This window comes from Sporosarcina sp. QA0331 (assembly GCF_055808055.1).
Genome location: NZ_CM147850.1, coordinates 2,797,974 through 2,822,859 on the forward strand (window position 1 = coordinate 2,797,974; position 24,886 = coordinate 2,822,859).

A 24,886-nucleotide genomic window follows, 5' to 3' on the forward strand; every position below is an offset into this window, starting at 1 on the left:
ATAAGACCAACTATCCGAAGCCAATGGCAAAAATGCAAAAAGAGGGCAAATTCTTTTTACTACTGTAAAATCCACTAAAACTGGCGTAGCACGTTCCATCAAAATGGACGACAAAACAATTACCGTGCTAAAAGAGTGGAAGAAAAAGCAGAAGCAGGATTATTTAAAGCTCAGTTTCAATACGCTTCAACCAAAGCAGCTAGTATTCAGCAATGAGCATAATGAGTATTTGCAGCCTACGAAAACCCGTAAATGGATTGTACATGTGCAGAAGAAATTTAGCATCGGCACAATAACTACACATGGTTTACGCCATACCCATTGTTCATTGTTATTTGAAGCGGGAGCTACATTGAAAGAAGTGTAAGATCGTTTAGGACATAGTGATGTTCAGACGACAATGAACATCTATGTTCATGTTACGAAGAAGGCAAAAGAAGAAGCAATATTGAAGTTTGCTAACTACATTGAGATGTAGATAAATAACTACGATTTGACTACGTTTTTGACTACGTTTGATTGATACTATATGTTATCAGATGAAACAGGGTAAAAGAAAAACCCTTGAATATCAAGGGTTTTGACACTGTTTGAAACTCCATGAAATTAAACTATGGAGACGGCGGGAGTCGAACCCGCGTCCAAAGGCTCTGCTACTTCAGCGTCTACGCGTGTAGATTGACTACTTGCGATTCGCACTGCATTATGCCGTCAATCAAGGCGTCTTGAGCGCTATCCTGATAGTCTCTTGCAACGGCCTCAGGAGGCGACCGTTACCGTATCCCACTAATAGGTGAGCCTAACAATGCCACATGGGCGATGGAACTGCTAGGCAGATTCATCAGCTTACGCTGCGAATGCTAAGTTGTTGTTTGTTTTGCCAGTTATTATTAACTGTCGTTTCTGACGGAGACGATCCCTCCGACGCGCAGCTCAAGCCCAGACCACCCCTGTCGAATCCGTAACGTCCCCGTTAGTAAAGGTTGTTACACCTTTAAAGGGATGTCAGGAATGCCTGTTGGAAGGCTTCTGAACTATATCACTACTAGTATCATACTACATTTTGACGTAAAAATCAATATTGCTGTTTCGCTTTGAAGGCACGTTCCACTTCGCGTTTTGCTTCTTTCCTCTTCAAATCTTCTCGCTTGTCGTAAAGCTTCTTCCCTTTACCAACGCCGATCAATACTTTTGCAAAGCCATCTTTCAAGTACATTTTCAGCGGCACGATTGAATATCCGTCCTGCTTCACTTGACCGATCAGCGCAGCAATCTGCTTTTTGTGGAGCAGCAGTTTCCGCGAACGCAATGGGTCGTGGTTGAATTGATTTCCCTGTTCGTACGGGCTGATATGCATGTTGGAAATCCATGCTTCATTGTTTCGGATTAGAACGAAGGCATCGCGCAATTGCACTTTGCCATTACGGATCGACTTGATTTCCGTTCCTTGCAGCACAATCCCTGCTTCAATCGTTTCTTCAATCGCAAAGTCATGGTTCGCTTTTTTATTGACGGCCAGTACTTTCCCTTGACCTTTCGCCATAATGGTATCCCCCCACATTTAAAAATGCCACGGCATTCGCCTGAACGAATGCCGCCACTCTTATTTTCTCTTTCTTGGAGCCTGTTTCTTCTTCTTTTTTGCTACACCTTCGTAGAATTTCTTCTTTTGGCTTGGTGCACCTTTTTTCTTCTCACCTTTAGGCTTATCGGAATCTCCCCTACGCCCTCCGCCACTTGATGGCTTCTTCGCATGGATAACCTTCGGCGTCTCTTTCCGTGCGCGATGGAAGGACTGCTTCATCCCCGCAATTTCAAAATCGATTGCTGATTCCTCAGGTTTGACGGAAACGACACGGATCGTCACTTCATCCCCAATTCTGAACTGTTTGCCGGTATGCTCGCCGATCATCATCATTTGACGGTCATCGAAACGGTAATAGTCATCCGTCATATAGCTGACATGGACGAGTCCTTCGACAGTATTTTCGAGTTCCACAAACATACCAAAGTTCGTAACTGACGAAATGACGCCATCGAATTCCTCGCCGATCTTATCGAGCATGTACTGTGCCTTCTTCAATGCGTCTGTATCGCGTTCCGCATCGACTGCCCGGCGTTCACGCTCTGATGTATGCTGAGCGATTTCAGACATATTAGCGTTCCAATGCGCAATTGTCTCGGATGATACGTCCTTTTCAATCAAATACGTACGGATCAGTCGATGGACGATCAAGTCAGGATAACGTCTGATCGGCGATGTAAAGTGCGTATAGAAATCAGCTGATAATCCGAAGTGGCCGAGGCTTTCCTCGAAGTACTTCGCCTGCTGCATCGAGCGGAGGAGCATTGTCGAAATGACGGTCTCTTCCGGCATGCCCTCAATTGACTCAACGATTTCCTGCAATGCACGAGGATGCACTTTATTCCCAGTACCCTTCACGACGATACCGAAGTTTGTTAGAAACTCAAAGAAACGCTGAAGCTTTTCCACTTTCGGGTCTTCGTGGATCCGGTAAAGGAACGGCACTTGCATCCAGTGGAAGTGCTCTGCAACCGTTTCGTTCGCCGCGAGCATGAATTCCTCGATAAGGCGTTCCGCTGCTGTACGTTCCCGTAACACGATATCAGTCGGCCATCCTTTTTCATCGACAATCACTTTCGATTCTTTGAAATCGAAGTCGATCGCGCCACGGTCGATCCGTTTCTGTCTCAAGATGGACGCGAGCTCGGCCATATCATTCAGCATCGGAACGATATGCTCGTATTTTTTCATGAGCTCTTCGTCTTTTAACTCGATGATCTTGTAGACGTCCGTATATGTCATCCGCTCCTTAGATTGGATGACACTTTCGAATATTTCATGATGGATCACTTTACCGTTTCGATCGATTGTCATCCGGCACGACATCGTCAGACGGTCGACATGCGGATTCAAGGAACAAATGCCGTTTGACAGCTTATGAGGAAGCATCGGAATGACTCGGTCCGTCAAATAGACGCTTGTCGCCCGTTCGAACGCCTCGTCGTCAAGCGGTGTGTTTTCCTGTACATAGTGACTGACGTCCGCAATATGGACGGATAATACATAGGAGCCATCCTCATTCTTCACGAGGGAAATGGCATCATCCAAGTCCTTCGCGTCCGCCCCGTCAATTGTGATTACAAGATCTTCCCGCAGGTCAGTGCGTTTGAACAGATCCTTCTCCTGCACTACATCTGGCGTCTTATTCGCCTGCTCCATCACTTCAGGTGGAAACTCGACTTCAATGCCGTGCTTATGGATAATCGATAAAATATCGACGCCAGGATCGTTTTTATGTCCAAGGATTTGTACGACCATGCCTGTTGCGGATTTCAGATCACTTGGCCAATCTGTAATTTCCACGACGACTTTATGTCCGTCGACGGCGTCGAGTGAATTTCCTTTGCCGATAAAAATATCCATCGGAAGCTTTTTATCATCCGGAATGACAAAGCCGAAGCCGCGGTTATCTTGGTACGTCCCGACAACCTTCGTCGTTTTACGTTCAGCGATTCGAATAATCGAGCCTTCGCGACGGTCACCGTAATCGCCTTTCGAAACACGTACGAGAACAATATCCCCGTTCATCGCACCGTTCACTTCAGGAGGCGGAATGAAAATATCGTCCATCCCTTCCGTTTCCGGCGTGACGAACCCGAACCCTTTCGCATGTCCGATGAATTTACCTCTTACTAAGTTCATGCGCTCAGGGACGCCGTATCGGTTTGTGCGTGAGCGGACAATTTCGCCTTTTTGCTCGAGCTGCACGAGCATCTTTACGAGCTCCTTGAACTCTGCAGCCCCTTCAATGCCTAATGACTCCTGGATTTCCTGAACCGTCAATGGCTTATACGATTCCTCTTTCATGAAAGACAACAGTCTTGTTTTTAACTCTTCGTCAATAAAATCCAATTACCATCCCTCCATTCATAACTATCGTCAACTGATTTCATTTTCACACGTTCCAGTCTAGTGATTCAAGAAATTCAAATACTGTTTCGTGAAGATGTTCTTTTTCCGGTCCAAGTGTAATGACATGGCCGGATTTTTCATACCATTCAATCTGCTTCTTTTCAGAAGATGCATTCTCGTAAATGATGTTGGCCGAATTAGGATCGATCACTTCGTCTTTTCGTGATTGGATGACGAGAAGCGGAGCATCGATTTCCGGAAGCTGTCCCTTTACTTCATCGACTAGCGGCGTCAACTCAGCAAGAGATGGCATCGTTTTGCCGCGGAGCGCTTCAACTTCTTCTTCGATTTCGGCTTTCGATTTTCCTTCATATCTTTTATAGTCGGAGGCATATTTCAAAACGCCTTCATACAATTTATCCGGAGTTTTCATAACCATTGGCGAGCACATAGTTACAATACCCTTCACAGGCATTTTAACCCCTAATTTCAATGAAAATACGCCACCTAGTGATAATCCGCCGATTGCGATTTCTTCGTAGCCCGCTTCCTTTAATTCATTATAGCCCGCGATGACATCTTCCCACCATTCGTCCGGACCTGTTTCGATCAGTTGTTCAGGCGGGACACCGTGTCCTTTATAGTGCGGAGCTAGTGATGTGTAGCCATTCTTTTCTAGAAAACGGCCAAGCATCCGGACGTCTGCGGATGTTCCTGTGAAGCCGTGCAATAATAAGACGGCCCGTTTGCCACTTTCAAAAAAGAATGGCTTCGGCTGTGCAATTCTCATATCCCTCATCCTTTCCCTTCCATCCCAGCATTACAAAAATTCATGCAGATTTAAATAAAAAAGCCTTATGTATCCTATCTTTCCCTTTTTATGATGGAAAAAAACGCCCGACCATACGGGTGGCCAGGCGTTTGTCAGTTATGTGATTATATAGTTCCGATTAAAATTTCACGATGGCGATCGCCAAAACGAAAAATAAAATTGAAAGTACAATTGTCACTCTTTGAAGCACTAAGTCTAGTCCACGTGCTTTCTGTTTTCCAAAAAGTTGTTCGGCACCACCGGAGATGGCTCCAGACAGACCTGCACTTTTTCCGGATTGCAATAATACAACGACGATCAACGCCAATGATACGATTAATAGCAACGTCATTAACAAAGGATGCACTTTGTTCCACCTCCTGAATCGAGCATAACAACATTTATATTCTATCAAACATATTTAACTGTTACAACAAGTTTCGGGAAGATTGCGGTTTTGCGCTCATGTTTTTAGTTTAGCGCTCAAGATTTCAGTTCTGAGCTCATGATTCCAGTTCCGCGCTCAAGATTTCAGTTCTGCGCTCAAGACTCCAGTTTCGCGCTCAAGATTCCTGTCCCGCGCTCAAGATTCCTGTCCCGCGCTCAAGAATACGAACTACAAACTTAAAAACAACCAGCCGGTCAAAGCCGGCTGATTATTGTTGTTATTTTTTTAAGTTATAGAACGTTTTAGCTCCTAAGTAGACAGCTGTTTCATCCAATTGGTCTTCGATGCGAAGTAATTGGTTATATTTCGCAACACGGTCTGTACGGGAAGGTGCACCAGTCTTAATTTGACCCGCATTAGTCGCGACCGCGATGTCAGCGATTGTTGTATCTTCGGATTCGCCGGAACGGTGAGAGATGACTGCTGTGTAGCCCGCGCGTTTCGCCATTTCGATCGCATCGAATGTTTCTGTCAATGTACCGATTTGGTTCACTTTGATAAGGATTGAGTTGCCGACGCCTTCTTCTATACCGCGCTCCAATTTCTCTGTGTTCGTAACGAATAGATCGTCTCCGACCAATTGGACTTTCGAGCCTAGGCGCTCTGTCAATAACTTGTGACCAGCCCAGTCGTTTTCGTCAAGACCGTCTTCGATCGAAACAATCGGGTATTTTGAGCATAGCTCTTCATACCATGCAACCATTTCTTCAGAAGTTTTTGTAATTCCTTCTCCTGCAAGACGGTATAGGTTCTCTTTGCTGTCGTAGAACTCGGAAGAAGCTACATCCATTGCAAGCAGTACTTCTTCACCGGCTTTGTAACCAGCATTTTCGATTGCTTCCATAATTGTAGCAAGCGCTTCTTCGTTAGACGCCAAGTTTGGTGCGAAGCCGCCTTCATCACCTACTGCAGTGTTAAGGCCTTTCGATTTCAACACGTCTTTTAAGCTATGGAAAATTTCAGCTCCCATGCGAAGACCATGACGGAAAGATTCCGCGCCTACAGGCATGACCATGAATTCTTGGATGTCGACGTTGTTATCCGCATGCTCGCCACCATTCAAAATATTCATCATTGGAACTGGCAATTGCTTCGCATTGACTCCTCCAAGGTATTGGTAAAGCGGAACGTCCAAGTAATCCGCTGCAGCGTGTGCTACTGCCATTGAAACGCCAAGGATCGCATTTGCGCCGAGCTTGCCTTTGTTTTTCGTACCTTCCAGTTCAAGCAGCGCATTGTCGATGACAACTTGATCGAGCACTGAATAATTGTCTACGATTTCATCCGCAATGATTTCGTTGACATGATCGACCGCTTTCAAAACTCCTTTTCCAAGGTAGCGGGATGCGTCGCCGTCGCGTAGTTCGACTGCTTCGTATTCACCTGTGGAAGCTCCTGAAGGAACGATGGCACGGCCGAACGCTCCGCTTTCTGTAAACACTTCGACTTCAACAGTCGGATTTCCGCGTGAATCAAGAACTTCTCTTGATTGGATATGAGTAATGATTGGCATTTCAATCTCTCCCTTTATTAGAATAATGGTGTTCCGGACATTTCTTCCGGCTGTTCGATTTCCAATAATTTTAGCATTGTCGGGGCAAGGTCTGATAGTATACCGCCTTCCCGCAAATCGATATCAGGTTTTGTAATAATGACCGGCACCGGATTTGTCGTATGAGCGGTCATCGGCTTTCCTTCTATCGTCACGACTTCATCGGAGTTCCCGTGATCCGCAGTGACGATTGCCGTTCCGCCTTTTAGCAACAATGCGTCGATAATCCTTCCAAGGCAAGCATCGACCGTTTCGATCGCTTTAATCGTCGGCTCAAGCATTCCGCTATGCCCGACCATGTCAGGATTTGCAAAGTTGAGGATGATCGCGTCCTGCGTTTCATCCTCGATCTCTTTCAGCAACGCCTCTGTTACTTCAATGGCGCTCATTTCGGGCTTTAAATCATACGTCGCGACTTTCGGACTTGCGATCAGAATCCTTTTCTCGCCTTCGAATTCATCTTCTTTGCCGCCACTCATGAAAAACGTCACATGCGGATATTTTTCTGTTTCGGCAATGCGCAGCTGTCGAAGCCCATTTTTCGAAAGCACTTCACCTAACGTGTTCTGCAAATTTTCATTTCCAAAAACAACGTCCGCCCTAACTTCATCACTATACTGTGTAAATGTGACATACTTCAAGTTTTCGAACGTTTCAGGTCCTGTATGGAAGCCGTCAAACGCCGGATCTGTAAACGCCCTCGATAATTGAATCGCACGATCGGGACGGAAATTGAAGAAGACGACCGCGTCCCCGTCTTTCACTGTTGCGAGCGGCTTGCCATCTTCCTCAATGATGAACGGCTCCACAAACTCATCGTGGATGCCAGCCTCATACGAAGATAGTATGCCTTCCGTAGCTGTTTTGAATGTAGCACCCGTACCGTCTACAATCGCCCGGTATGCGCGCTCCACCCGGTCCCATCTTTTATCCCGATCCATCGCATAAAATCGGCCAGAAACTGTGGCGATCTTACCGACTTCGAGTCCTTCCAACACCTTTTCTGTCTGCTCGACATAGCCTGGAGCTGTTTGCGGTCCGACGTCCCGTCCGTCCAGGAATGCATGTATATATACTTTTTTAATGCCATTCATTTTGGCAAGCCGAAGGAGGGCAAATAAATGCTCATAATGGCTATGTACGCCGCCGTCCGAAAGCAGTCCCATCAGATGAAGGGATGAGTCGTTCTGTTTTACATGGTCAATTGCCCCAAGCAACGCCGGTTTCGCCATGAAGTCCCCGTCCTTGATGGACTTATTGATTCGCGTCAAGCTTTGATAGACGATCCGGCCTGCGCCGATGTTCAGATGGCCAACTTCCGAATTCCCCATCTGCCCTTCAGGGAGGCCGACAGCTTCACCGCAAGCGGTCAACGTAGAATGCGGATATTCATTCCAAAGGATGTCGAAGTTCGGTGTGCTCGCTTGTGCAACCGCATTGCCGAACCGTTCCTCCCTCAGCCCGAAGCCATCCAAAATAATCAATGCGACAGGTGCTTTAGTCATTCGCCGCAACCCCGATCATTTCAAGGAATGAATCCGGTTCAAGACTAGCTCCCCCGACAAGCGCACCATCGATATGTTCCATCGACAGAAGTTCGCCGATGTTGCCTGGTTTCACGCTGCCGCCGTATTGAATGCGAATTGCCGAAGCTGTTCCATCGTCGTATAGTTTTCCGATTTCAGCGCGGATTTCCCCGCATACTTCATTCGCATCTTGCGCTGTCGCCGTTTTGCCTGTTCCGATTGCCCAAATCGGCTCGTAGGCGATGATTGCAGCTTTTGCCTGCTCTGCGCTCACGCCTTCAAACGCTTTTTTCACTTGGTCTGCTACTGTTTCTACAGTCTTCCCAGCTTCCCGCTCGTCAAGGCTTTCACCGACACAAACAATTGGCGTCAATCCTTTCGAGAAGGCTGCCAATACTTTACGATTCACCGCTTCATCCGTTTCATTGAAATATTGGCGACGTTCAGAATGGCCCAGAATGACGAATGGCACATTCAGATCCGCCAGCATTTTCGGGCTTAATTCTCCTGTGAACGCACCTTCATCGACATCATGCATCGTTTGAGCACCAATTTTCAAAGGAGTGCCTTCTGTTAACCCTACAAGTTCGGACAAGTATAGAGAAGGTGGGCAAATGACTGCTTCGACTTTATCTGTTTCCGGCAAGCGGTCTTTCACTTCAGTTACAAAGTTCTTTGCTTCTCCGATCGTTTTATACATTTTCCAGTTTCCTGCAATGATTCGTTTTCGCATTTTTCTTCCTCCGTCACTTATCATTCAGCGCAGTTACGCCAGGCAATTCTTTTCCTTCCATGAACTCCAATGACGCGCCGCCGCCAGTTGACACATGATCCATCTTATCTGCAACGTCGAACTTTTCGACAGCCGCGGCAGAATCTCCTCCACCAATAACTGTGTAAGCTTCCGTTTCAGCCATTGCCACCGCAACTTTCTTCGTACCTGCAGCAAATGGTTCCATTTCGAACACGCCCATCGGCCCGTTCCAAATGATGAGCTTGGAATTTTTAATGATATCCGCATACAGTTCAGCCGTTTCCGGTCCGATATCGAGACCCATCCAACCATCCGGGATTTCGTCGATCTTCACCGTTTTCACATTGGCATTCTCGGAAAATGCATCGGCCACTACTGCATCAATTGGCAAATGGAGTTTGATGTTTTTCTCTTTCGCTTTTTGAATGAATGATTGAGCGAGCTCAATTTTGTCTTCTTCGACTAACGAGTTGCCTGTTTCATAGCCTTGCGCTTTCGTAAACGTATACGATAGGCCGCCGCCGATCAATAAGTGGTCCACATTGTCCAGGAGATTGTCAATGACACCAATCTTGTCCTTCACTTTCGCGCCGCCGATAATTGCTGTGAACGGACGCTCCGGGTTCGACAATGCCTTCCCGAGCACTTCCAGTTCCTTCTCAAGCAAGAATCCGCTTACAGCCGGAATGTATTGTGCAATCCCCGCAGTAGAAGCGTGTGCACGGTGTGCCGCTCCGAATGCATCGTTGACGAAGACATCGGCTAGATCCGCAAACTTTTTCGCAAGCTCCGGATTATTCTTTTCTTCCCCAGCATGGAATCTGACATTTTCAAGAAGAATGATGTCGCCCGGTTTCATGTCGGCGACTGCTTGTTCAACTTCTTCTCCGATGGAAGAATCAAGCTTTTTCACGTCTTTTCCAAGTAGCTCCGATAATCTTTTACCGGCTGCCGTAAGTCGCATTTCTTCGTTCACATCACCTTTTGGCCTTCCAAGGTGACTGGCGAGAATGACTTTCGCCCCTTGCTCTGCCATGAATTCAATTGTCGGAACAGCGGCGCGGATTCTCGTATCATCCGCTACTTCACCGTTTTCCATCGGCACATTGAAATCGACGCGGCAAAAAACGCGTTTCCCGTTCAGTTCAATATCTTTGATTGTTTGTTTGGCTATCATGTAAACCGCACCCTTCCAAGAAAGTTGAGCGCCAAAAACGGCGAGGAATGTAAAAAAAAGGAACGGGTCTCTCCGTTCCTCCTACCCATCTATCTATTATAATGGGTCGCCATAAGAATGGCTAATACAAAAGCGAAGGGCGCTCGTTTAGCTGCGACAGGCATAAGGCAGATCTGCGATACGGCGCCCTTTGCCGTGCAGCGGAGCTGACTTATGACCCGAGCCAATCGAACTGCGAAGGGTTCGATTTGCCGTATTTCTGCGGTTTTTGCAGAAATTAAGGCAGCCTTCATGCGCCCGGAGTCTAGTCGTTACAAAAGCGTAGGGCGCCTGCCTAGGGGCGACAGGCATAAGGCGAAGATGCGGCGTGGCGCTTTTTGCCACATAGCATCTTCGCCTTATGACCCCGAGTCCCTGGCGCCCGGAGTCTAGACGTATAAGTTAGATACCTCTTTCATTCATGTAAAGGGCTAAATCGATGCATCGGGCAGAATAACCTGATTCATTGTCATACCAAGCGATGACCTTCACCATATTATTGTCCAATACCATCGTTGATAGACCGTCGACAGTCGATGATGCAGTGTTGCCGTTATAATCCGTCGAAACGAGCGGAATCTCATTATAGAAGAGAATGCCTTTCAATTCATTTTCCGAAGCCTTTCTCAAAGCAGCGTTCACGTCTTCCGCTGTTACGTCTGTTCCAAGTTCAGCTACGAAGTCGACGAGAGATACGTTCGGCGTCGGCACGCGGACAGCCATTCCGTCCAATTTCCCTTTCAATTCTGGAATGACTTTCGTTACTGCTGAAGCTGCACCAGTCGTCGTAGGGATCATTGACTCAGCAGCTGCACGCGCACGTCGGTAGTCGGAATGCGGCAAATCCAAAATGCGTTGGTCATTCGTGTATGAGTGGACAGTCGTCATCATACCGCGCTTAATGCCGAATTTGTCTTGCAACACTTTGACGACAGGCGCTAGGCAGTTTGTCGTACATGATGCGTTCGAAACGATATTGTCATTTTGAGGATCATAAGACTCTTCATTCACACCCATGACGAGCGTCTTCATGTCTCCTTTTGCAGGTGCAGACAAGATTACTTTTTTCGCGCCTGCTTCGATATGTTTCATCAATGCTTTTTCATCCCGGAATACGCCAGTCGATTCGATGACGACATCGACATCCAATTCGCCCCAAGGCAATTGGGAAGGATCTTTTTCAGCATATACTTTAATTTTCTTTCCATCGACGATGAGGTAGTCTTCTTCTGAGCTAACTTCAGCTTCAAAAATCCCGTGTACCGAATCGTATTTCAATAGATGCGCTAGCATTTGTGCATCTGTCAAATCGTTTACTGCCACGATTTCGATTTCATCATGCTTTCTTGCTTCTCTCATAACTACTCTTCCAATACGTCCAAATCCGTTGATTGCCATTTTAATCGTCATTTCCATTACCTCCTAAGATTCTATACAAGTATTTGCGTTATTCACTCGTGTTAACCTTCCATTTTCATCAGCATGGCACGCGCTGCTCCTTCATCCGTGACAAGAATCGTTTGTCGGGGAGCGCTTGCCATATAGGACATGATCGCTTCGGCTTTGCTTTTCCCGCCTGCTACAGCAATAATAAGCGGAACTTTCTTCAACTGCTCCGTCTGAATACCGACCGTTCGAATACGATGGACGACATTTCCGCTGCCATCGAAGTAATAGCCGAATGCTTCACCTTTTGCATCTTGCTCTTGCAAATGAATAATCTCGTTCTCAGGTGTATTGCGCAAGTCTGCCATACGGTGCGCATTCCCAATTCCATGCAGGACGCAATCTGTCTTCTCATACAGTTCCATCATCTCGATGGCGGTAGGCTCCCGCTTGAAAACTTCATGCGCTTCAGCACTTAGCGATTCGGGGTAGTAAAACGTGCTATATGTCCCTCCGCTCGCTTCAGCGAAAGAGGCGGCGATGACGTTTGCTTGTAATCCGATATCGTCGCCAACCCCTCCCCTTGCAGCAATGAAGTGTAAACGGTCGGCATTTTCGATCGTATGAATATGATGCGGAATTGCCGCTACCGAGCTGCCTCCCGTGACAGCAATAATTTGGCTGTCACTTATTCGACTCATGAATTCCTCAGCAGCTTCTTTACCAATCAGACTTTTCACCGCTGGATTTACATCACAATCTCCGGGAACAATTTGCACGCATTGAATGCCTAGCAATTCGCCCAATTTCCTTTCAATCAATCCATGTCCGGTCCATTCTTCGATTGTTGACCCGAGTGTGTCGAGGACGGCTGCCCCTTCTAGCGTAATGGTAGCGCCTTCTTTCGCAACACGAATCAGTCCTTCTGACCGCAACATCTCCATCAGGTTTCGACATTCCCGTTCCGAAATGTCCGCCATCTGGCCAAGCGGTCTTCTGCCAATCGGACCCGCCACTTCAATGAATTTTAAAACTTTGTACCGCTGATGCAATAACTCCATCATTTCTGGCACAAGCTTTCTTTGCGCCTCTATAATTTTCGAGATCATAGGAAAGCCCCTCTTTCAACGATAGGACATTTTTGGCCCACCTATATTTTATTTGTCCCACCTAGTGCAAAAAAATATATTTCTTATTATTAGTATATACCTTACTGCCAATAAGTTCAAACTTCTTAACATATTTTAGAATAAATCAACCAAGTCAACGTAGCTGATGGAACCGTATAAAAGGACTTCGCCATCCTTCTCTACGACTGGGATCATTAGCATATATTTTTCATGGCTTTCATCATCTGTTTCAATGTCGATCGTCGACCACGTTAGCGGAAAATCCTCCTGAACGAGCTTCATCATCGATTCCGCCTCGTTACATAAATGACAGCCTTTTTTTGTGTAGAACTGGACATGCATACTGGACACCTCGATTACCGTTTTCTTTTAGTATAAATGAAAAACGGCATTCCGCAAAAAGTTTTGCGGAATGCCGTAAATGTCCTCTCAGGTTTTCCGAAGCTTACCGCGGGCGAGCACCGAGCCGCTTCGTCGCTTCACTCCTGCAGGGTCTCGCGTGTCTCGCTTTCCCGCAGGAGTCAAGCGGACGCTTCTACAAACCAATAGAAAAAGCAGTTCAAACCTCGAACTGCCTTTCATTGAAATTCATAGTAAAATTTATTACCAACTTCGTCCAGCGCCGCCTCCGCCGGTTGATCCACCACCACCGGAGAAGCCACCTCCACCGCCGCCGAAGCCTCCGCCACCACCGAAACCGCCGCCTCCTCCAAAGGAGCCAGGGAAGAAAATCGGGCCACCTCTACCTCTTCTTCGGCCACCTGGACCGCCGCCACCTCCGCGGCCGCCACCCATAAAGCGGAATAGCAGATAGATGATGATTAATATGATAATTGGTGATGGGATGCCAATGCCCGAACCACCTTGTCCTGCGAGTGTGTTCACTTCGGCAACTTCGCCGTCCCATCCATACTCCTCAGCAATTTCATTATAATAAGACTTGTATGCATTCATAATCGCCATATCTGGTTGTTCATTTTGCAAATACGGTACAGCGACTTCATCCATAATCCTGCCGACTTTCCCGTCAGGTAAGGCACCTTCCAGACCGTAGCCCGTGATCAATCTAAAATGCCTGTCATCATCTGAATTCGGAATGGTCGTCACAATTAGCAAAGCACCGTTTTGTTCATCTTTCTTACCAAGCTGATATTCCCTGAACGCCTTTACACCAAAATCCTCTATCGGTTCGTCCCCTATACTTGGTAAAGTGAGTACCGCAAGCTCTGCCCCCGTTGCGTCATTCAACTGTTTACCTAACCGGTTCAGCTCGGCTTTCTGTTCCGTTGACAGGATATTCGCATGGTCCTGTATGAAGTAATCCTGTGTATTCCATGGCGGGACGTCAGCTGCGAACGCCATTGCCGGCATGATCATGATGGTAAGACATACAATGATCATGCATCGGAATGCCCTACGGATCACTTGCTGTCATCTCCGAAATCGACTTTAGGCGCTTCATTCGCAGCTGCATCCGCTTTGAAATATTCCTTCTCGTCGAATCCAAAAATTGAAGCGACGAGTCTACCTGGAAAACGCTTTGTTTGTCGATTATAATCCGCTACGACGTTGTTGTAGTCCATCCTTGCAACGCCAATTCGGTTTTCCGTTCCGGCAAGCTCATCCATCAATTGTGTAAAGTTCTGGTTCGCTTTTAGATCCGGGTAGTTTTCTACAACGACGAGCAATCGGCCAAGTGCGTTCGAAAGCTCAGTATCAGCAGCTGCCTGCTCTTCCGGTCCGCTAGCTCCCGCAAGCTTCGAACGTGCATCGGATATTTCAGCAATTACTTCTTTCTCGTGACTTGCATATCCTTTGACCGTGCTCACCAAGTTGGGAATCAAATCAAGCCTGCGCTGTAGCTGATTCTCAACTTGTGCATACGACTTATCGACATCCTCTTCCAGATTGACAAATTTGTTATAGCTCGGGACGAGCATGACGCCGAGAATTACAAGAATGACAACAATTATCGCTAATGGTCCTAATATCTTTTTCATCTTTTCACACTCCATTCGATATATTTTCATTACCCAACCGGAATCGACTCCCAAACACTTGAGCAGGTATACTATTTATCGTATGTCTTGCGAAAAGGTTTCAAACCCGCAATAAAATAATTGAGCACTTGTTCATAAGAATGGATCTTTAGGTAATATAAAAAACCGACTCCATAAACAGAGTCGGTCTCAAGTACAGCTATTATTTTTTCGAATCCAATTCTTTCATGTCGCTGCGCGTGATGATGTGGTCGATCAAACCATATTCCTTCGCACGTTCAGCTGTCATGAAATTATCACGATCTGTGTCTTTCGCGATTACTTCGACAGGCTGGCCTGTGCGCTCGGAAAGGATCGTGTTCAATTTTTCACGTAGGAAAAGAATGCGTTTTGCTGCGATTTCGATTTCAGTCGCTTGCCCTTGCGCTCCTCCAAGTGGTTGGTGAATCATTACTTCTGCGTTAGGAAGCGCATAACGTTTCCCTTTCGTTCCTGCAGTCAAAAGGAAAGATCCCATTGATGCAGCCATACCGATACAGATTGTTTGGATGTCCGGTTTGATGAATTGCATCGTATCGTAAATCGCCATCCCCGCAGTGATGCTGCCGCCCGGGCTGTTGATATAGATCGATACGTCCTTATCTGGATCTTCTGCTTCTAGGAAAAGCAATTGCGCAACAATCGAGTTTGCTACATTGTCGTCGATTGCGCTCCCTAGCATGATGATACGGTCTTTCAATAAACGGGAGTAGATATCATAAGCGCGCTCTCCCCGGTTCGTTTGCTCAATAACTGTAGGTATTAAATTCATGTTATTTCCTCCTTATGATGGGTCAGGATTTTCGTTCTGCTGAAACCAGTTGTTTCAACTGTACATCTATCATACATATTATGGTCAATAAAGGTCAAATATAACGCTTTCAAATTAGGTATTGCAATCATACCACTTTCTTTGTATAATTAATCTTGTCTGTTACTGATAGCAGTAATAAATTGCCCTCGTGGTGCAATGGATAGCACGCAAGATTCCGGTTCTTGAAATGTGGGTTCGACTCCTGCCGAGGGCGTATAGAGTTTTTAAAGAAGCCTGTAAACATGAAAACATGTTTACGGCTTTTTTATTTTTTAGCCGTTTCCTATTTACATAGTGAAACGGCTGTTTTTTATATTAATTTTCGTTCTCAACAAGCGCAGATAGCTTTTCGATTGCTTGCTCCTCGTCGACGCCTTCAGCGATCAATGTCACTTCGGCACCTCTCGCGATTGCCAAGCTCATTACACCCATAATACTTTTCGCGTTCACTTGGCGTTCATCTCTTTTCAAAAAAACGTCCGCCGTGAATCGATTTGCTTCCTGCACGAAAAGTGCAGCTTGTCGTGCTTGTAATCCGGTTTTCATTTTTACTTCAAGCGTTCTTTCTGCCATACTCCTTCGACTCCTCTCTGACTCGTCTATTTTATCGGCTAACAATTCCTCCACTGCGGAGGCTTTCCGCGATTTCTTCAATTTTACGGAGGCGATGATTCACGCCCGATTTACTAACCGTACCGCCACTCACCATTTCACCGAGCTCTTTCAATGTGACGTCCTGGTTATCGATGCGCAGCTGAGCGATTTCCTGCAAACGGTCAGGTAATTGATCCAATCCAATCGTACTCTGGATGAATTTAATATTTTCAACTTGCCGTTGTGCCGCTCCGATTGTTTTATTCAAGTTAGCGGTTTCACAATTGACAAGGCGATTGACGCTGTTTCGCATATCTCTCAGAATCCGAACGTCTTCAAATTTCATCAACGATACATGTGCGCCGATGATTCCAAGAAAATCTGAAATCTTCTCCGCCTCTTTCAAATAGGCGATATAGCCTTTTTTCCGTTCAATCGATTTCGCATTCAATTGGTATTTATTCATTAATTCCACTAACGCTTCGCTATGCTCTTTGTAAAAAGAGAAAATCTCCAAATGATAGGAGGACGTTTCGGGATTGTTGACAGAACCTCCTGCGAGGAATGCACCACGCAAATAGGACTTCTGGCAGCATTTCTTTTTAACCAATTGCTCTACAATTTCATTTTTAAATTGAAAGGTTCCTGTCAGGATATAAAGGTCCTCTAATAATTGCTTTGCACCATCCCGAATTCGGCATATGTAGACGTTGTTCTTCTTCAGGCGCATTTTTTTACGAACGAGCAATTCGACTTTATAAGGATATAATCGCTTGATGTTTGAATAAAGTCTTCTTGCAATTGCCGCATTTTCTGTTTGTACGTCCAAGCTCAATTGTTTATTTGAAAACGATAGGGCACCGTTCATCCTAATGAAGGCGGCAATTTCCGCTTTCACACAGCATTCCTTGGAATCGATTTGTGTCAGTTCCTTCTTCACTTCAGATGCAAAAGACATGATTTTCCCCCTCTCTCTCGGCGATGATCAGGTCTCCTCGCTAACGATCGTACCTTCCATATAACCCATAATCCACGATGCGACTTTTTCAGCATCATGGATAATTCTTCCGTCCGAAACCGTCGAAAAGTCCCCTAATACGATAGTAGGGACGAGCAATTGCAATGCTTCAATATCATTTTCTACAGGGAGCTGAATATCGGACGGCTCTTCCCCGTTTAATAAAGTTCGAAAATCCGTTTTGTTTAGCAGTACCGTGTCAATGAATTGACTGCCGGCATGATCATATAATGCCTTCACATGCTCGGAAGCAGTGTACTGATACGTTTCGCCTTCCTGCGTCGTCAAATTATTAATATATACTTTCTTCGCACGGCACGCTAGAACGGCATCACGAATATCCCTTACAAGTATCGTCGGCAAAATGCTCGTATATAAGCTGCCTGGCCCAAATATGATCAAGTCCGCTTCATTGATAGCCTCTACCGTTTCAGGCAAAGGTTCCACTTCTTGCGGAGATACATAGACTTTTCGAATTTTGCGCCCATACACCGGAATTTTAGATTCACCGGTTACAATTGTGCCATCATCGAGCTCAGCATGCAAGGTGATCTTTTGGTTGGCGGCAGGCAATACTTTCCCTTTAATGTTCAACACCCGGCCCATCTTTTCGACAGCGCGGGCAAAATCGCCTGTAATATCTGTCAAAGCAGCTAGCATAAGGTTGCCGAGTGAGTGCCCTTTCAAATCGTCCGAGTTGGAAAATCTGTATTGGAACATTTTCTCAATTAACGGTTCAACATCTGAAAGCGCTGCCATCACCTGACGGATATCCCCTGGCGGTGGGATATTGTATTGATCCAGCAGTCGTCCCGAGCTTCCTCCGTCATCCGCAACCGTTACAATCGCGGTCAGATCGACTGGATAGGCTTTTAACCCCCGCAGTAACGTGGACAATCCGGTCCCGCCTCCAAAGACGACTATTTTCTTCAATTTTCCGGATTGCAGCATATTGTCAACCCTTTCTCTTCTCTACATCCCGATGGGTAATTAACGTCTTATATTCCTCTTTGAAACGATTTCCGAAGTACTCCGCCAGCGACACGGAACGATGTTGTCCGCCCGTGCATCCAAACGCGATGACGACTTGCGATTTACCTTCGTTTTTATATTGAGGAATGATGAATTTGAACAGATCTGTCAACTTTTCAATCAATACTTGCGTATCATTCCATTTTAACACATACTCATAAACTTCTTTCTCTAAACCAGTTAGCGGTTTCAAATCTTCGATGTAATAGGGGTTCGGTAAAAAACGGACATCAAAGACAACATCTGCGTCTATCGGCATGCCATGCTTGAAACCGAAAGAGATGAAATTGAGGGTGAATGAAGTGTCCCCGGTGGAGGAGAATGTCGACATGATTTTTTCTCTTAATTCCCTCGGCTTCAATTCGGATGTGTTGTAAATGGAACGTGCCCGGCCTCTTAATTCTGTTAAGAGGTTTCTTTCTTTTCGGATACCTGTTAATGGCAGTCCGCCTACTGCTAATGGGTGTGACCTTCTTGTTTCCTTGTATCGTCTGACGAGCGTTTCATCATCCGCATCCAAGAAAAGCAACTTCGTCGACACGCCGTCCATTTTCAGTAAGTTATCCAACGCCCCGATCAAGGCGTCAAACAGGTCGCCGCCCCTTGTATCCATGACCGCGGCAATCCGTCTCATCTTATTTTCCGACTTCATCATCAAATCGAGAAAAGTAACGAGCAATTCAGGAGGCAAATTATCGATACAATAGAACCCCAGGTCCTCGAAACTTTGCATGGCAACTGTTTTCCCCGCACCTGACATACCAGTAATGATAACTAATTCGACATCGCTGTTCGGTAATTCATTCTCCATTAATCCAGGTCACCTTCCATTGATTTTTGTATGTGTTCATCCAATAGTTCAAACTCTTCTGTATAGTAAAATGTACCATATTGCACGCCTGTTTGGGAGGCTGCAAATAACAAATTCGTCCGATCTCCTTCCGCCATTGGAAGTATCTTCAAACTTTCGACAGGATGCCATTCGAGCAGTCCTTCTCTGTTTGATTCATAAGGCGTTCCAATGAGATCCCTCGCAACGAAAGTATATAGCATCCATTCGTTTAGCAATTCCTGTGATTCTTTATCAATAATCATCATCGTGTAGATGCCTTTTACGTGCGGATTGACGGGTGTTGCGCCAGTTTCTTCTGTAAATTCACGGATGGCTGCGTCGTATATCGATTCACCTGGATCCATTTTGCCACCGGGAGCAACATACCAATCCCGTCTCGGTTTTTTCAATAAAAGAACTTGGTTGTCTTTGACTATAAGTAAATTTGCGATTCTTTGCATGACCATTTCCTCACTTCTCAATGCGCATATAACCATTATACAATGTTTTGAAAGCAAACGACAAAAAAAGAAGACCACCTGCCGTTTGAAGGGCAGATCGTCTTTAAAATGTTGCTATATTAAAAAGGGGGGTCAATTGATATTCTTATCATAACCTTTTTGTATTGCAGAACGGTTACAGGAATATTAAGGATAGATTAATTCAAAAGCGGAGGGCGCTCGCACAGCTGCAACAGGCATAAGGCAGACATGCGAAACGGCGCTTTTTGCCGTACAGCAGGGCTGCCTTATGACCCGAGCAGCTAGCGCCCGGAGTCTAGACGGTAACAAAAGCGGAGAGGCTGACACTTTCTACGGGTGAGCGGTGAGCCAATCGAACAGCGAAGGGTTCGATTTGCCGTATTTCTGCGTGTACTATGCAGAAATTAAGGCATCCTGCTCCCAACGCTTCGCTTTCGCAGGAGTCTACGTGCCTTCACTCCAAGCAATGGAGACCGAAAAGAGATATTTTCCATATAAAAAAGAGACCCCATAAAGGATCTCTTTGATGAATCAAGCTTCAGCAGCCATTTTTTCTGATAGTTCTTCGATGTATTTTTGGCATGCTTGGGCTGCGATGCTGCCGTCGCCTGTTGCTGTTACGACTTGGCGTAACGTTTTTTGGCGGACGTCGCCTGCTGCGTAGATGCCAGGTACTTTCGTTTCCATTTCTTCGTTAGTCACGATATAGCCATGATCATCCAAGATGCCTAAATGTTTGAATGGTGCCGTTAACGGGTCCATGCCGATATAAACGAACATGCCGTCAGTTTCCATTACTTTTTCAGTGCCGTCCACTGTAGAAACGAGTGTAACGGAGCCGATTTTGCCATCTTTTTCATTCACTTGCTTAACAGTCGAATTCCAGATGAAGTCGATTTTATCGTTTGCAAATGCGCGGTCTTGAAGAATTTTTTGTGCACGTAGTTCATCGCGTCGGTGAATGATTGTCACTTTATCCGCAAAGCGTGTCAAATATGCACCTTCTTCGACTGCGGAATCTCCGCCGCCGATGACGACGATGTTTTTCTGTTTGAAGAAAGCTCCGTCACATACTGCGCAATAGCTGACGCCGCGGCCAGTCAGTTCTTTTTCACCAGGGATGCCCATTTTTCGGTACTCGGCACCTGTTGTAATAATGATGGCACGCGCTTTATATTCTTTATTGCCCGATTTGATCGTTTTGAGATTTCCCTCATCTATGATTTCTGTGACGTCGCCATATGCATATTCAGCTCCGAAAGCTTTCGCATGTTCAAACATTTTTGTCGAAAGATCAGGACCGAGGATCGTCTCAAATCCAGGGTAGTTCTCGATTTCTTCCGTGTTTGCCATTTGTCCGCCCGGGATGCCGCGCTCCAACATAAGAGTCGATAAACTCCCTCTGGATGTGTAAACCGCAGCAGTCATTCCAGCTGGTCCAGCGCCAATGATGATGACGTCGTATATTTTCTCGGTTGTCATACCTTATCCTCCTCCAGTACATATACCACTGTCCAAATCGTATAAGATTCCGAGGAGCCAATCAATATATATGCTTACATGATAGTTCGCTGCTTACACATTGAATTGCGGCAAAAACTCCATCAAATCACTGACATATTTCGTTAACGTAGGCACCGAAATGTCGTAAGTACGGGCAATTGCCGCTTTTGTAACGCCTTTATAACGTGAGGACTGAAACATATAATCCGCCGCTGCAGCCAATGCTGCGGGGTTTCTGAAATGATAGGATCGGACAAGTCCCACTTCGCAAAGGGTGAACCACATTTGGAATAGATGGGTCCCTTGCCGTTCCAACGGTTTATATTTCTCATATAACAACTCGGTCGCTTCCAAGGCGCGCATGAATGAATGGTCAAATTCATTTTCAACCGTGAATTCGTAATCAAGGCTATGCGCCAGAAATAATTGCTCCATAACGCTTAACTTTTCAAGATCAATATACGAAGGATGTGAAACGATCTCCTGTTTATGTGCTGATTTTCCAAGCAAATAAAACCCTAACAATCTTTCACTTCTATATTTATTCGTAATTTTACTTAATAAAAATTCACGATCTTGTTCATAGGATTCTGGCTTGGTTGATGAATGTACATCTTTCCATGGCTCAAAGCCCGCCTTCGACGGATCCAATTCTACAAGCTTTTCATACGATTCCTTCGCGACTTGTTCATGGCCGGAGAAGTATGCGGAATGAGCGAGCCAGAAATAATAGCCGGCATCCCCTTCAAAACCACGTTTTTGCAAGCTTCTAAGCCAACCGTACGCTTCTTTATGCTTGCCGACTAATGCGAATGTAGCTCCTAATTTATAGCGATGTACAAATTGATACGGCTTTATTTTCATGAGAAGTTCGAGCATCGAGTCCAATTCCTCTTTATCTTTCTCGTAATAATAAAAGACGGCGAGATTGCATAATGCATGCAGATTTCCTTTATTCTTATCGAGAACATCAAACAACAATTCTTTCGCTTGATCAATCTTACCGATATAAAAATAGGCGAGCGCCAAGTTATTATAGGCAGCCCAAAAATCAGGATAATCGGTGATGATCGACTCCAAAATTTCGATAGCGTCTTCAAACGAGCCCTCTTCCATCAGCCTTCTTGCTTTCTCTTGAAGGAAGTACACTTCCCCGTCAGGCATTTCCTCGTCGGTAAAAAAGGCTTCCTCCTGTTCGGCAAAATCGATAATTTCCATCGAATCATCTGCTAAAGGTCCATCAGGCGCCAATGCTATATACTTTTCTGCATATATCTTCGCATCGCGAAGAAGTCCTAAATGAGCGTGGACTTCTGCCAAATAAAAGATAATATCTTCCTCTTCCGGATCGAGACCGTGCGCTGCTGCCAAAATTTCATAAGCTTCCTCAAACATTCCCTCTTCCATAATGAGAATACCGTATTGCATAAGGATAAGTGGATCATTAGGACTCAGTTCAACGGCCCTTTGCAAATATTTATGAGCATCATCAAAACGGTCGCGCTGCATAGCTTTAACGCCTTTTTGATAGTAGAATTCACCGTCAGGGATAAATGAAATGACTTTCTTATCTATGTTCTTATACTTTTTATCCAATCAAATTCCTCCGAAAAAAATTAGAAGGAACGCTTTACACGTCCCTCCAATCAGCTGGCTTCATTATATCATAAGTTCTATTTCCGTCATCCTATTTCTTGTCAATCACCACTAGCTGCCTTTCGACGCTCCTCCAACTGCTCTGCAGTGTAAATGATTCGCACAGGGTTGCCCCCTGCCATAGCACCTGCGGGAATGTCACGGTTAACGAGTGAAGCTGCCGATACGATTGCGCCGTCCCCAATTTCCACGCCTGGAAGGATTGTCGTATTTGCACCGATCATAACGCGATCGCCGATAACGACATCACCGATTCGATACTCTTCTATCAAATACTCATGGGCAAGAATCGTCGTATTGAATCCGATGATTGAATTGTCCCCAACCGTAATACGTTCAGGAAACATCGTATCCGGCATGACCATTAATGCAAATGATGTCTTTTCCCCTATCTTCATTCCTAAAAATGTTCGATAGATGAAATTCTTCATCGGAATGAAAGGCGTATACCGTCCGATTTGGATAAAAACGAAGTTCTTTGCCACTTTTAGAAATGAAACCGTTTTGTATATGTGCCAAAGTGAGTTCGCATTTCCTTCGGCAGGATAACGCTCGGTCCGTCTCAAGCCTCGTCGCCTTCTACGATCGACAGCAAATCTGAAATATGCTGCAACACAAAGTCAGGCTCCTGCTCCCGGATGAATTTCTCGCCTTTAGCTGACCAAGCTACACCAGCCGTTCGAACTCCAGCGTTCTTTCCTCCGAGGATATCATGAATATTATCACCAATCATCATCGTTTCCTCCGGAGACGAGTTCAATCGTTCCATTGCAAGAATCAATGGCTCCGGATCAGGCTTCGCATGATGCACATCGTCTAAGCAGACAATCGTATCAAAGAGTTCTTCCGCTTCAATGAGCCGCAAGCCTCTCATGACCATCTCATTTCGTTTCGTCGAGACGATAGCCATTTTCAATCCTTTATTTTTCAACTGTCTAAGCGTTTCCGTAACCCCATCAAATTCACTAACAAAAGAATCGTGATTCGCCAAATTCCATGTACGATATTCAGCCATCAGTTCTTCTGTTTTTTCAGGATCGATGGTGTCGAATGTTTCCCTTAACGTTGGTCCAAGGAAAGGCAGGATATCTTCTCTTTCAAACCTTCCCGGATAGTGTGCATTCAAAACCGTTTGGAACGTTTGAATGATGAGTTCGTTCGTGTCTAGTAACGTTCCATCGAAGTCAAATAACAATGTTGTAATTTTATCCATTCAGAACTGTTACCTCCTTCTCCCTTTTTCGTTCTGCCTGTTTCCATAAGTAAGCAACCGCAATCGTCAACGCGAACGCTGTGACTAGGCGGATAATGAGCAATGGCAGGATCGGAATGCCTAAAGGCAAAAATATGAGTGTATCTTCAACGACAGCATGACAAGCAATCAGGAAAATGAATGCAAGCGTTGCATCCTTTTTGCTGACGCCATCTTCTTGTACAGCTTGAATCATGACGCCTGCCCCGTAGGCAAGACCGATAACGAGTCCGGCAACCAAAGTCATCGATGCATTCGGTTGGACACCGATGACCTTCGTAAACGGTGCCAGTTTCTCCGAAAACTTCTGTAAGTAGTTGTTGTCTTTTAAAAATTGAACAATAATCATAAGCGGAATGACTATAAGCGCAAGTTGCAAGACGCCAAATGACGCTTTCTGTAACCCGAGCAATCCAATTTCCAACCAACCTTCCGGAACAGCGGACACTTCAGGCGCCATGCCGTACTGTGCAATTTCACTGCCGCCCTTCCAAAACAAGTTGATAATGATGCCTGAAAAAGCAGCCAAACCAAATCTAACGACTAAAACAATCCACAGTTTCACGCCGACCTTTAACGCGACTCCCGTCTCAATGAACATATTATGCGCAAAACTGAGCATAACAGCCAAAATGAAAACTTCCTTCACTGTCAGGTCGAGCGAAAGGATTCCCGCAATACCTGCATATAAATTCAATGCATTGCCAAGTACTAACGGAATCGCTGCTTCCCCGCTCAGTCCGAATAAACCCATGAACGGTGAAATCAACTTGACTACCCAAGGCAACACAGGTGTATGTTGCAATATGACAACGAGGAGAGTAATCGGGAAAATGACTTTCCCTAACGTCCACGTCGTTTTCAATCCAGCGGCCAAACCAGCTCGAAGCGTCTGCATTTCCCC

25 protein-coding genes, 1 tRNA gene and 1 other RNA gene are annotated in these 24,886 nt (G+C 45.6%); 2 read left to right on the forward strand and 25 right to left on the reverse strand.

Annotated elements, in window-relative coordinates:
* Positions 1–49: 49 nt before the first annotated feature.
* Entirely contained in the window at positions 50–367 is a 318-nt protein-coding gene (locus tag AC0L13_RS14175) for a tyrosine-type recombinase/integrase (RefSeq protein ID WP_473647019.1), read from the forward strand.
* Between the two features lie 244 nt (positions 368–611).
* Here the strand turns inward: AC0L13_RS14175 and ssrA are convergent.
* The 15 genes from ssrA to clpP form a co-directional block, all read right to left on the reverse strand.
* Positions 612–972, reverse strand: a transfer-messenger RNA (tmRNA) gene (ssrA, locus tag AC0L13_RS14180).
* Between the two features lie 103 nt (positions 973–1,075).
* The gene (smpB, locus tag AC0L13_RS14185; RefSeq protein ID WP_473640669.1) at positions 1,076–1,543 is read right to left on the reverse strand and encodes an SsrA-binding protein SmpB; all 468 of its coding nucleotides are present in this window, start codon (positions 1,541–1,543) and stop codon (positions 1,076–1,078) included.
* A 60-nt stretch (positions 1,544–1,603) separates the two neighbouring features.
* Positions 1,604–3,892, reverse strand: coding sequence for a ribonuclease R (gene rnr, locus AC0L13_RS14190; RefSeq protein WP_473647021.1), 2,289 nt, complete (start codon positions 3,890–3,892; stop codon positions 1,604–1,606).
* 88 nt (positions 3,893–3,980) lie between these two features.
* Positions 3,981–4,727, reverse strand: coding sequence for an alpha/beta hydrolase (locus AC0L13_RS14195; RefSeq protein ID WP_473640671.1), 747 nt, complete (start codon positions 4,725–4,727; stop codon positions 3,981–3,983).
* A 160-nt stretch (positions 4,728–4,887) separates the two neighbouring features.
* A complete protein-coding gene (gene secG / locus AC0L13_RS14200; RefSeq protein ID WP_473640673.1) occupies positions 4,888–5,115 on the reverse strand; it encodes a preprotein translocase subunit SecG in 228 nt (75 codons plus the stop codon).
* 298 nt (positions 5,116–5,413) lie between these two features.
* Positions 5,414–6,709: a phosphopyruvate hydratase gene (eno, locus tag AC0L13_RS14205; protein ID WP_473640675.1), complete on the reverse strand. Its 1,296-nt coding sequence runs from the start codon at positions 6,707–6,709 to the stop codon at positions 5,414–5,416.
* Between the two features lie 17 nt (positions 6,710–6,726).
* Positions 6,727–8,253, reverse strand: coding sequence for a 2,3-bisphosphoglycerate-independent phosphoglycerate mutase (gpmI, locus tag AC0L13_RS14210; protein ID WP_473640677.1), 1,527 nt, complete (start codon positions 8,251–8,253; stop codon positions 6,727–6,729).
* A complete protein-coding gene (gene tpiA / locus AC0L13_RS14215) occupies positions 8,246–9,007 on the reverse strand; it encodes a triose-phosphate isomerase (protein WP_473640679.1) in 762 nt (253 codons plus the stop codon). Before tpiA ends, gpmI begins: the two co-directional genes overlap by 8 nt.
* A 13-nt stretch (positions 9,008–9,020) precedes the next feature.
* Entirely contained in the window at positions 9,021–10,202 is a 1,182-nt protein-coding gene (locus AC0L13_RS14220; protein WP_473647023.1) for a phosphoglycerate kinase, read from the reverse strand.
* A gap of 444 nt (positions 10,203–10,646) precedes the next feature.
* The gene (gene gap, locus AC0L13_RS14225) at positions 10,647–11,654 is read right to left on the reverse strand and encodes a type I glyceraldehyde-3-phosphate dehydrogenase (protein ID WP_473640681.1); all 1,008 of its coding nucleotides are present in this window, start codon (positions 11,652–11,654) and stop codon (positions 10,647–10,649) included.
* A gap of 50 nt (positions 11,655–11,704) precedes the next feature.
* A complete protein-coding gene (locus AC0L13_RS14230; protein WP_473640684.1) occupies positions 11,705–12,739 on the reverse strand; it encodes a sugar-binding transcriptional regulator in 1,035 nt (344 codons plus the stop codon).
* Positions 12,740–12,874: 135 nt separating this feature from the next.
* Positions 12,875–13,102, reverse strand: a complete 228-nt coding sequence (locus tag AC0L13_RS14235) for a glutaredoxin family protein (RefSeq protein ID WP_473640686.1) — start codon at positions 13,100–13,102, stop codon at positions 12,875–12,877.
* 261 nt (positions 13,103–13,363) lie between these two features.
* A complete protein-coding gene (locus AC0L13_RS14240; RefSeq protein WP_473640688.1) occupies positions 13,364–14,161 on the reverse strand; it encodes a TPM domain-containing protein in 798 nt (265 codons plus the stop codon).
* A 20-nt stretch (positions 14,162–14,181) separates the two neighbouring features.
* Positions 14,182–14,760, reverse strand: coding sequence for a LemA family protein (locus tag AC0L13_RS14245; RefSeq protein ID WP_473640690.1), 579 nt, complete (start codon positions 14,758–14,760; stop codon positions 14,182–14,184).
* 202 nt (positions 14,761–14,962) lie between these two features.
* On the reverse strand, positions 14,963–15,571 hold the full coding sequence (clpP, locus tag AC0L13_RS14250; RefSeq protein WP_473640692.1) for an ATP-dependent Clp endopeptidase proteolytic subunit ClpP: 609 nt from the start codon (positions 15,569–15,571) through the stop codon (positions 14,963–14,965).
* Between the two features lie 184 nt (positions 15,572–15,755).
* On the opposite strand from clpP, the gene AC0L13_RS14255 reads away from it, so the two are divergent.
* Positions 15,756–15,827: transfer RNA gene (locus tag AC0L13_RS14255), tRNA-Arg, on the forward strand.
* Between the two features lie 101 nt (positions 15,828–15,928).
* On the opposite strand, the gene AC0L13_RS14260 is transcribed toward AC0L13_RS14255, so the two are convergent.
* From AC0L13_RS14260 to AC0L13_RS14305, 10 genes are all read right to left on the reverse strand, one after another.
* Positions 15,929–16,186 carry an HPr family phosphocarrier protein gene (locus AC0L13_RS14260; RefSeq protein ID WP_473640693.1) on the reverse strand — a complete coding sequence of 86 codons (258 nt, stop codon included), beginning with the start codon at positions 16,184–16,186 and terminating at the stop codon, positions 15,929–15,931.
* Between the two features lie 31 nt (positions 16,187–16,217).
* Positions 16,218–17,165 (reverse strand): DNA-binding protein WhiA, encoded by a 948-nt coding sequence (whiA, locus tag AC0L13_RS14265; protein ID WP_473640695.1) that lies wholly within the window; start codon positions 17,163–17,165, stop codon positions 16,218–16,220.
* Between the two features lie 27 nt (positions 17,166–17,192).
* Positions 17,193–18,176: a gluconeogenesis factor YvcK family protein gene (locus AC0L13_RS14270; protein ID WP_473640697.1), complete on the reverse strand. Its 984-nt coding sequence runs from the start codon at positions 18,174–18,176 to the stop codon at positions 17,193–17,195.
* 4 nt (positions 18,177–18,180) lie between these two features.
* Positions 18,181–19,068, reverse strand: a complete 888-nt coding sequence (rapZ, locus tag AC0L13_RS14275; RefSeq protein ID WP_473640699.1) for an RNase adapter RapZ — start codon at positions 19,066–19,068, stop codon at positions 18,181–18,183.
* Positions 19,068–19,550 (reverse strand): NUDIX domain-containing protein, encoded by a 483-nt coding sequence (locus AC0L13_RS14280; RefSeq protein WP_473640701.1) that lies wholly within the window; start codon positions 19,548–19,550, stop codon positions 19,068–19,070. Before AC0L13_RS14280 ends, rapZ begins: the two co-directional genes overlap by 1 nt.
* A gap of 552 nt (positions 19,551–20,102) precedes the next feature.
* Positions 20,103–21,053, reverse strand: coding sequence for a thioredoxin-disulfide reductase (trxB, locus tag AC0L13_RS14285; protein WP_473640703.1), 951 nt, complete (start codon positions 21,051–21,053; stop codon positions 20,103–20,105).
* A 93-nt stretch (positions 21,054–21,146) separates the two neighbouring features.
* Entirely contained in the window at positions 21,147–22,670 is a 1,524-nt protein-coding gene (locus AC0L13_RS14290) for a tetratricopeptide repeat protein (protein ID WP_473640705.1), read from the reverse strand.
* 101 nt (positions 22,671–22,771) lie between these two features.
* Positions 22,772–23,296 (reverse strand): acyltransferase, encoded by a 525-nt coding sequence (locus AC0L13_RS14295; RefSeq protein WP_473640707.1) that lies wholly within the window; start codon positions 23,294–23,296, stop codon positions 22,772–22,774.
* Positions 23,293–23,943, reverse strand: coding sequence for a pyrophosphatase PpaX (gene ppaX, locus AC0L13_RS14300; RefSeq protein WP_473640710.1), 651 nt, complete (start codon positions 23,941–23,943; stop codon positions 23,293–23,295). The genes AC0L13_RS14295 and ppaX overlap by 4 nt, the downstream gene beginning before the upstream one ends.
* Positions 23,936–24,880 (reverse strand): nucleoside recognition domain-containing protein, encoded by a 945-nt coding sequence (locus AC0L13_RS14305; protein WP_473640712.1) that lies wholly within the window; start codon positions 24,878–24,880, stop codon positions 23,936–23,938. Before AC0L13_RS14305 ends, ppaX begins: the two co-directional genes overlap by 8 nt.
* Positions 24,881–24,886 lie beyond the last annotated feature (6 nt).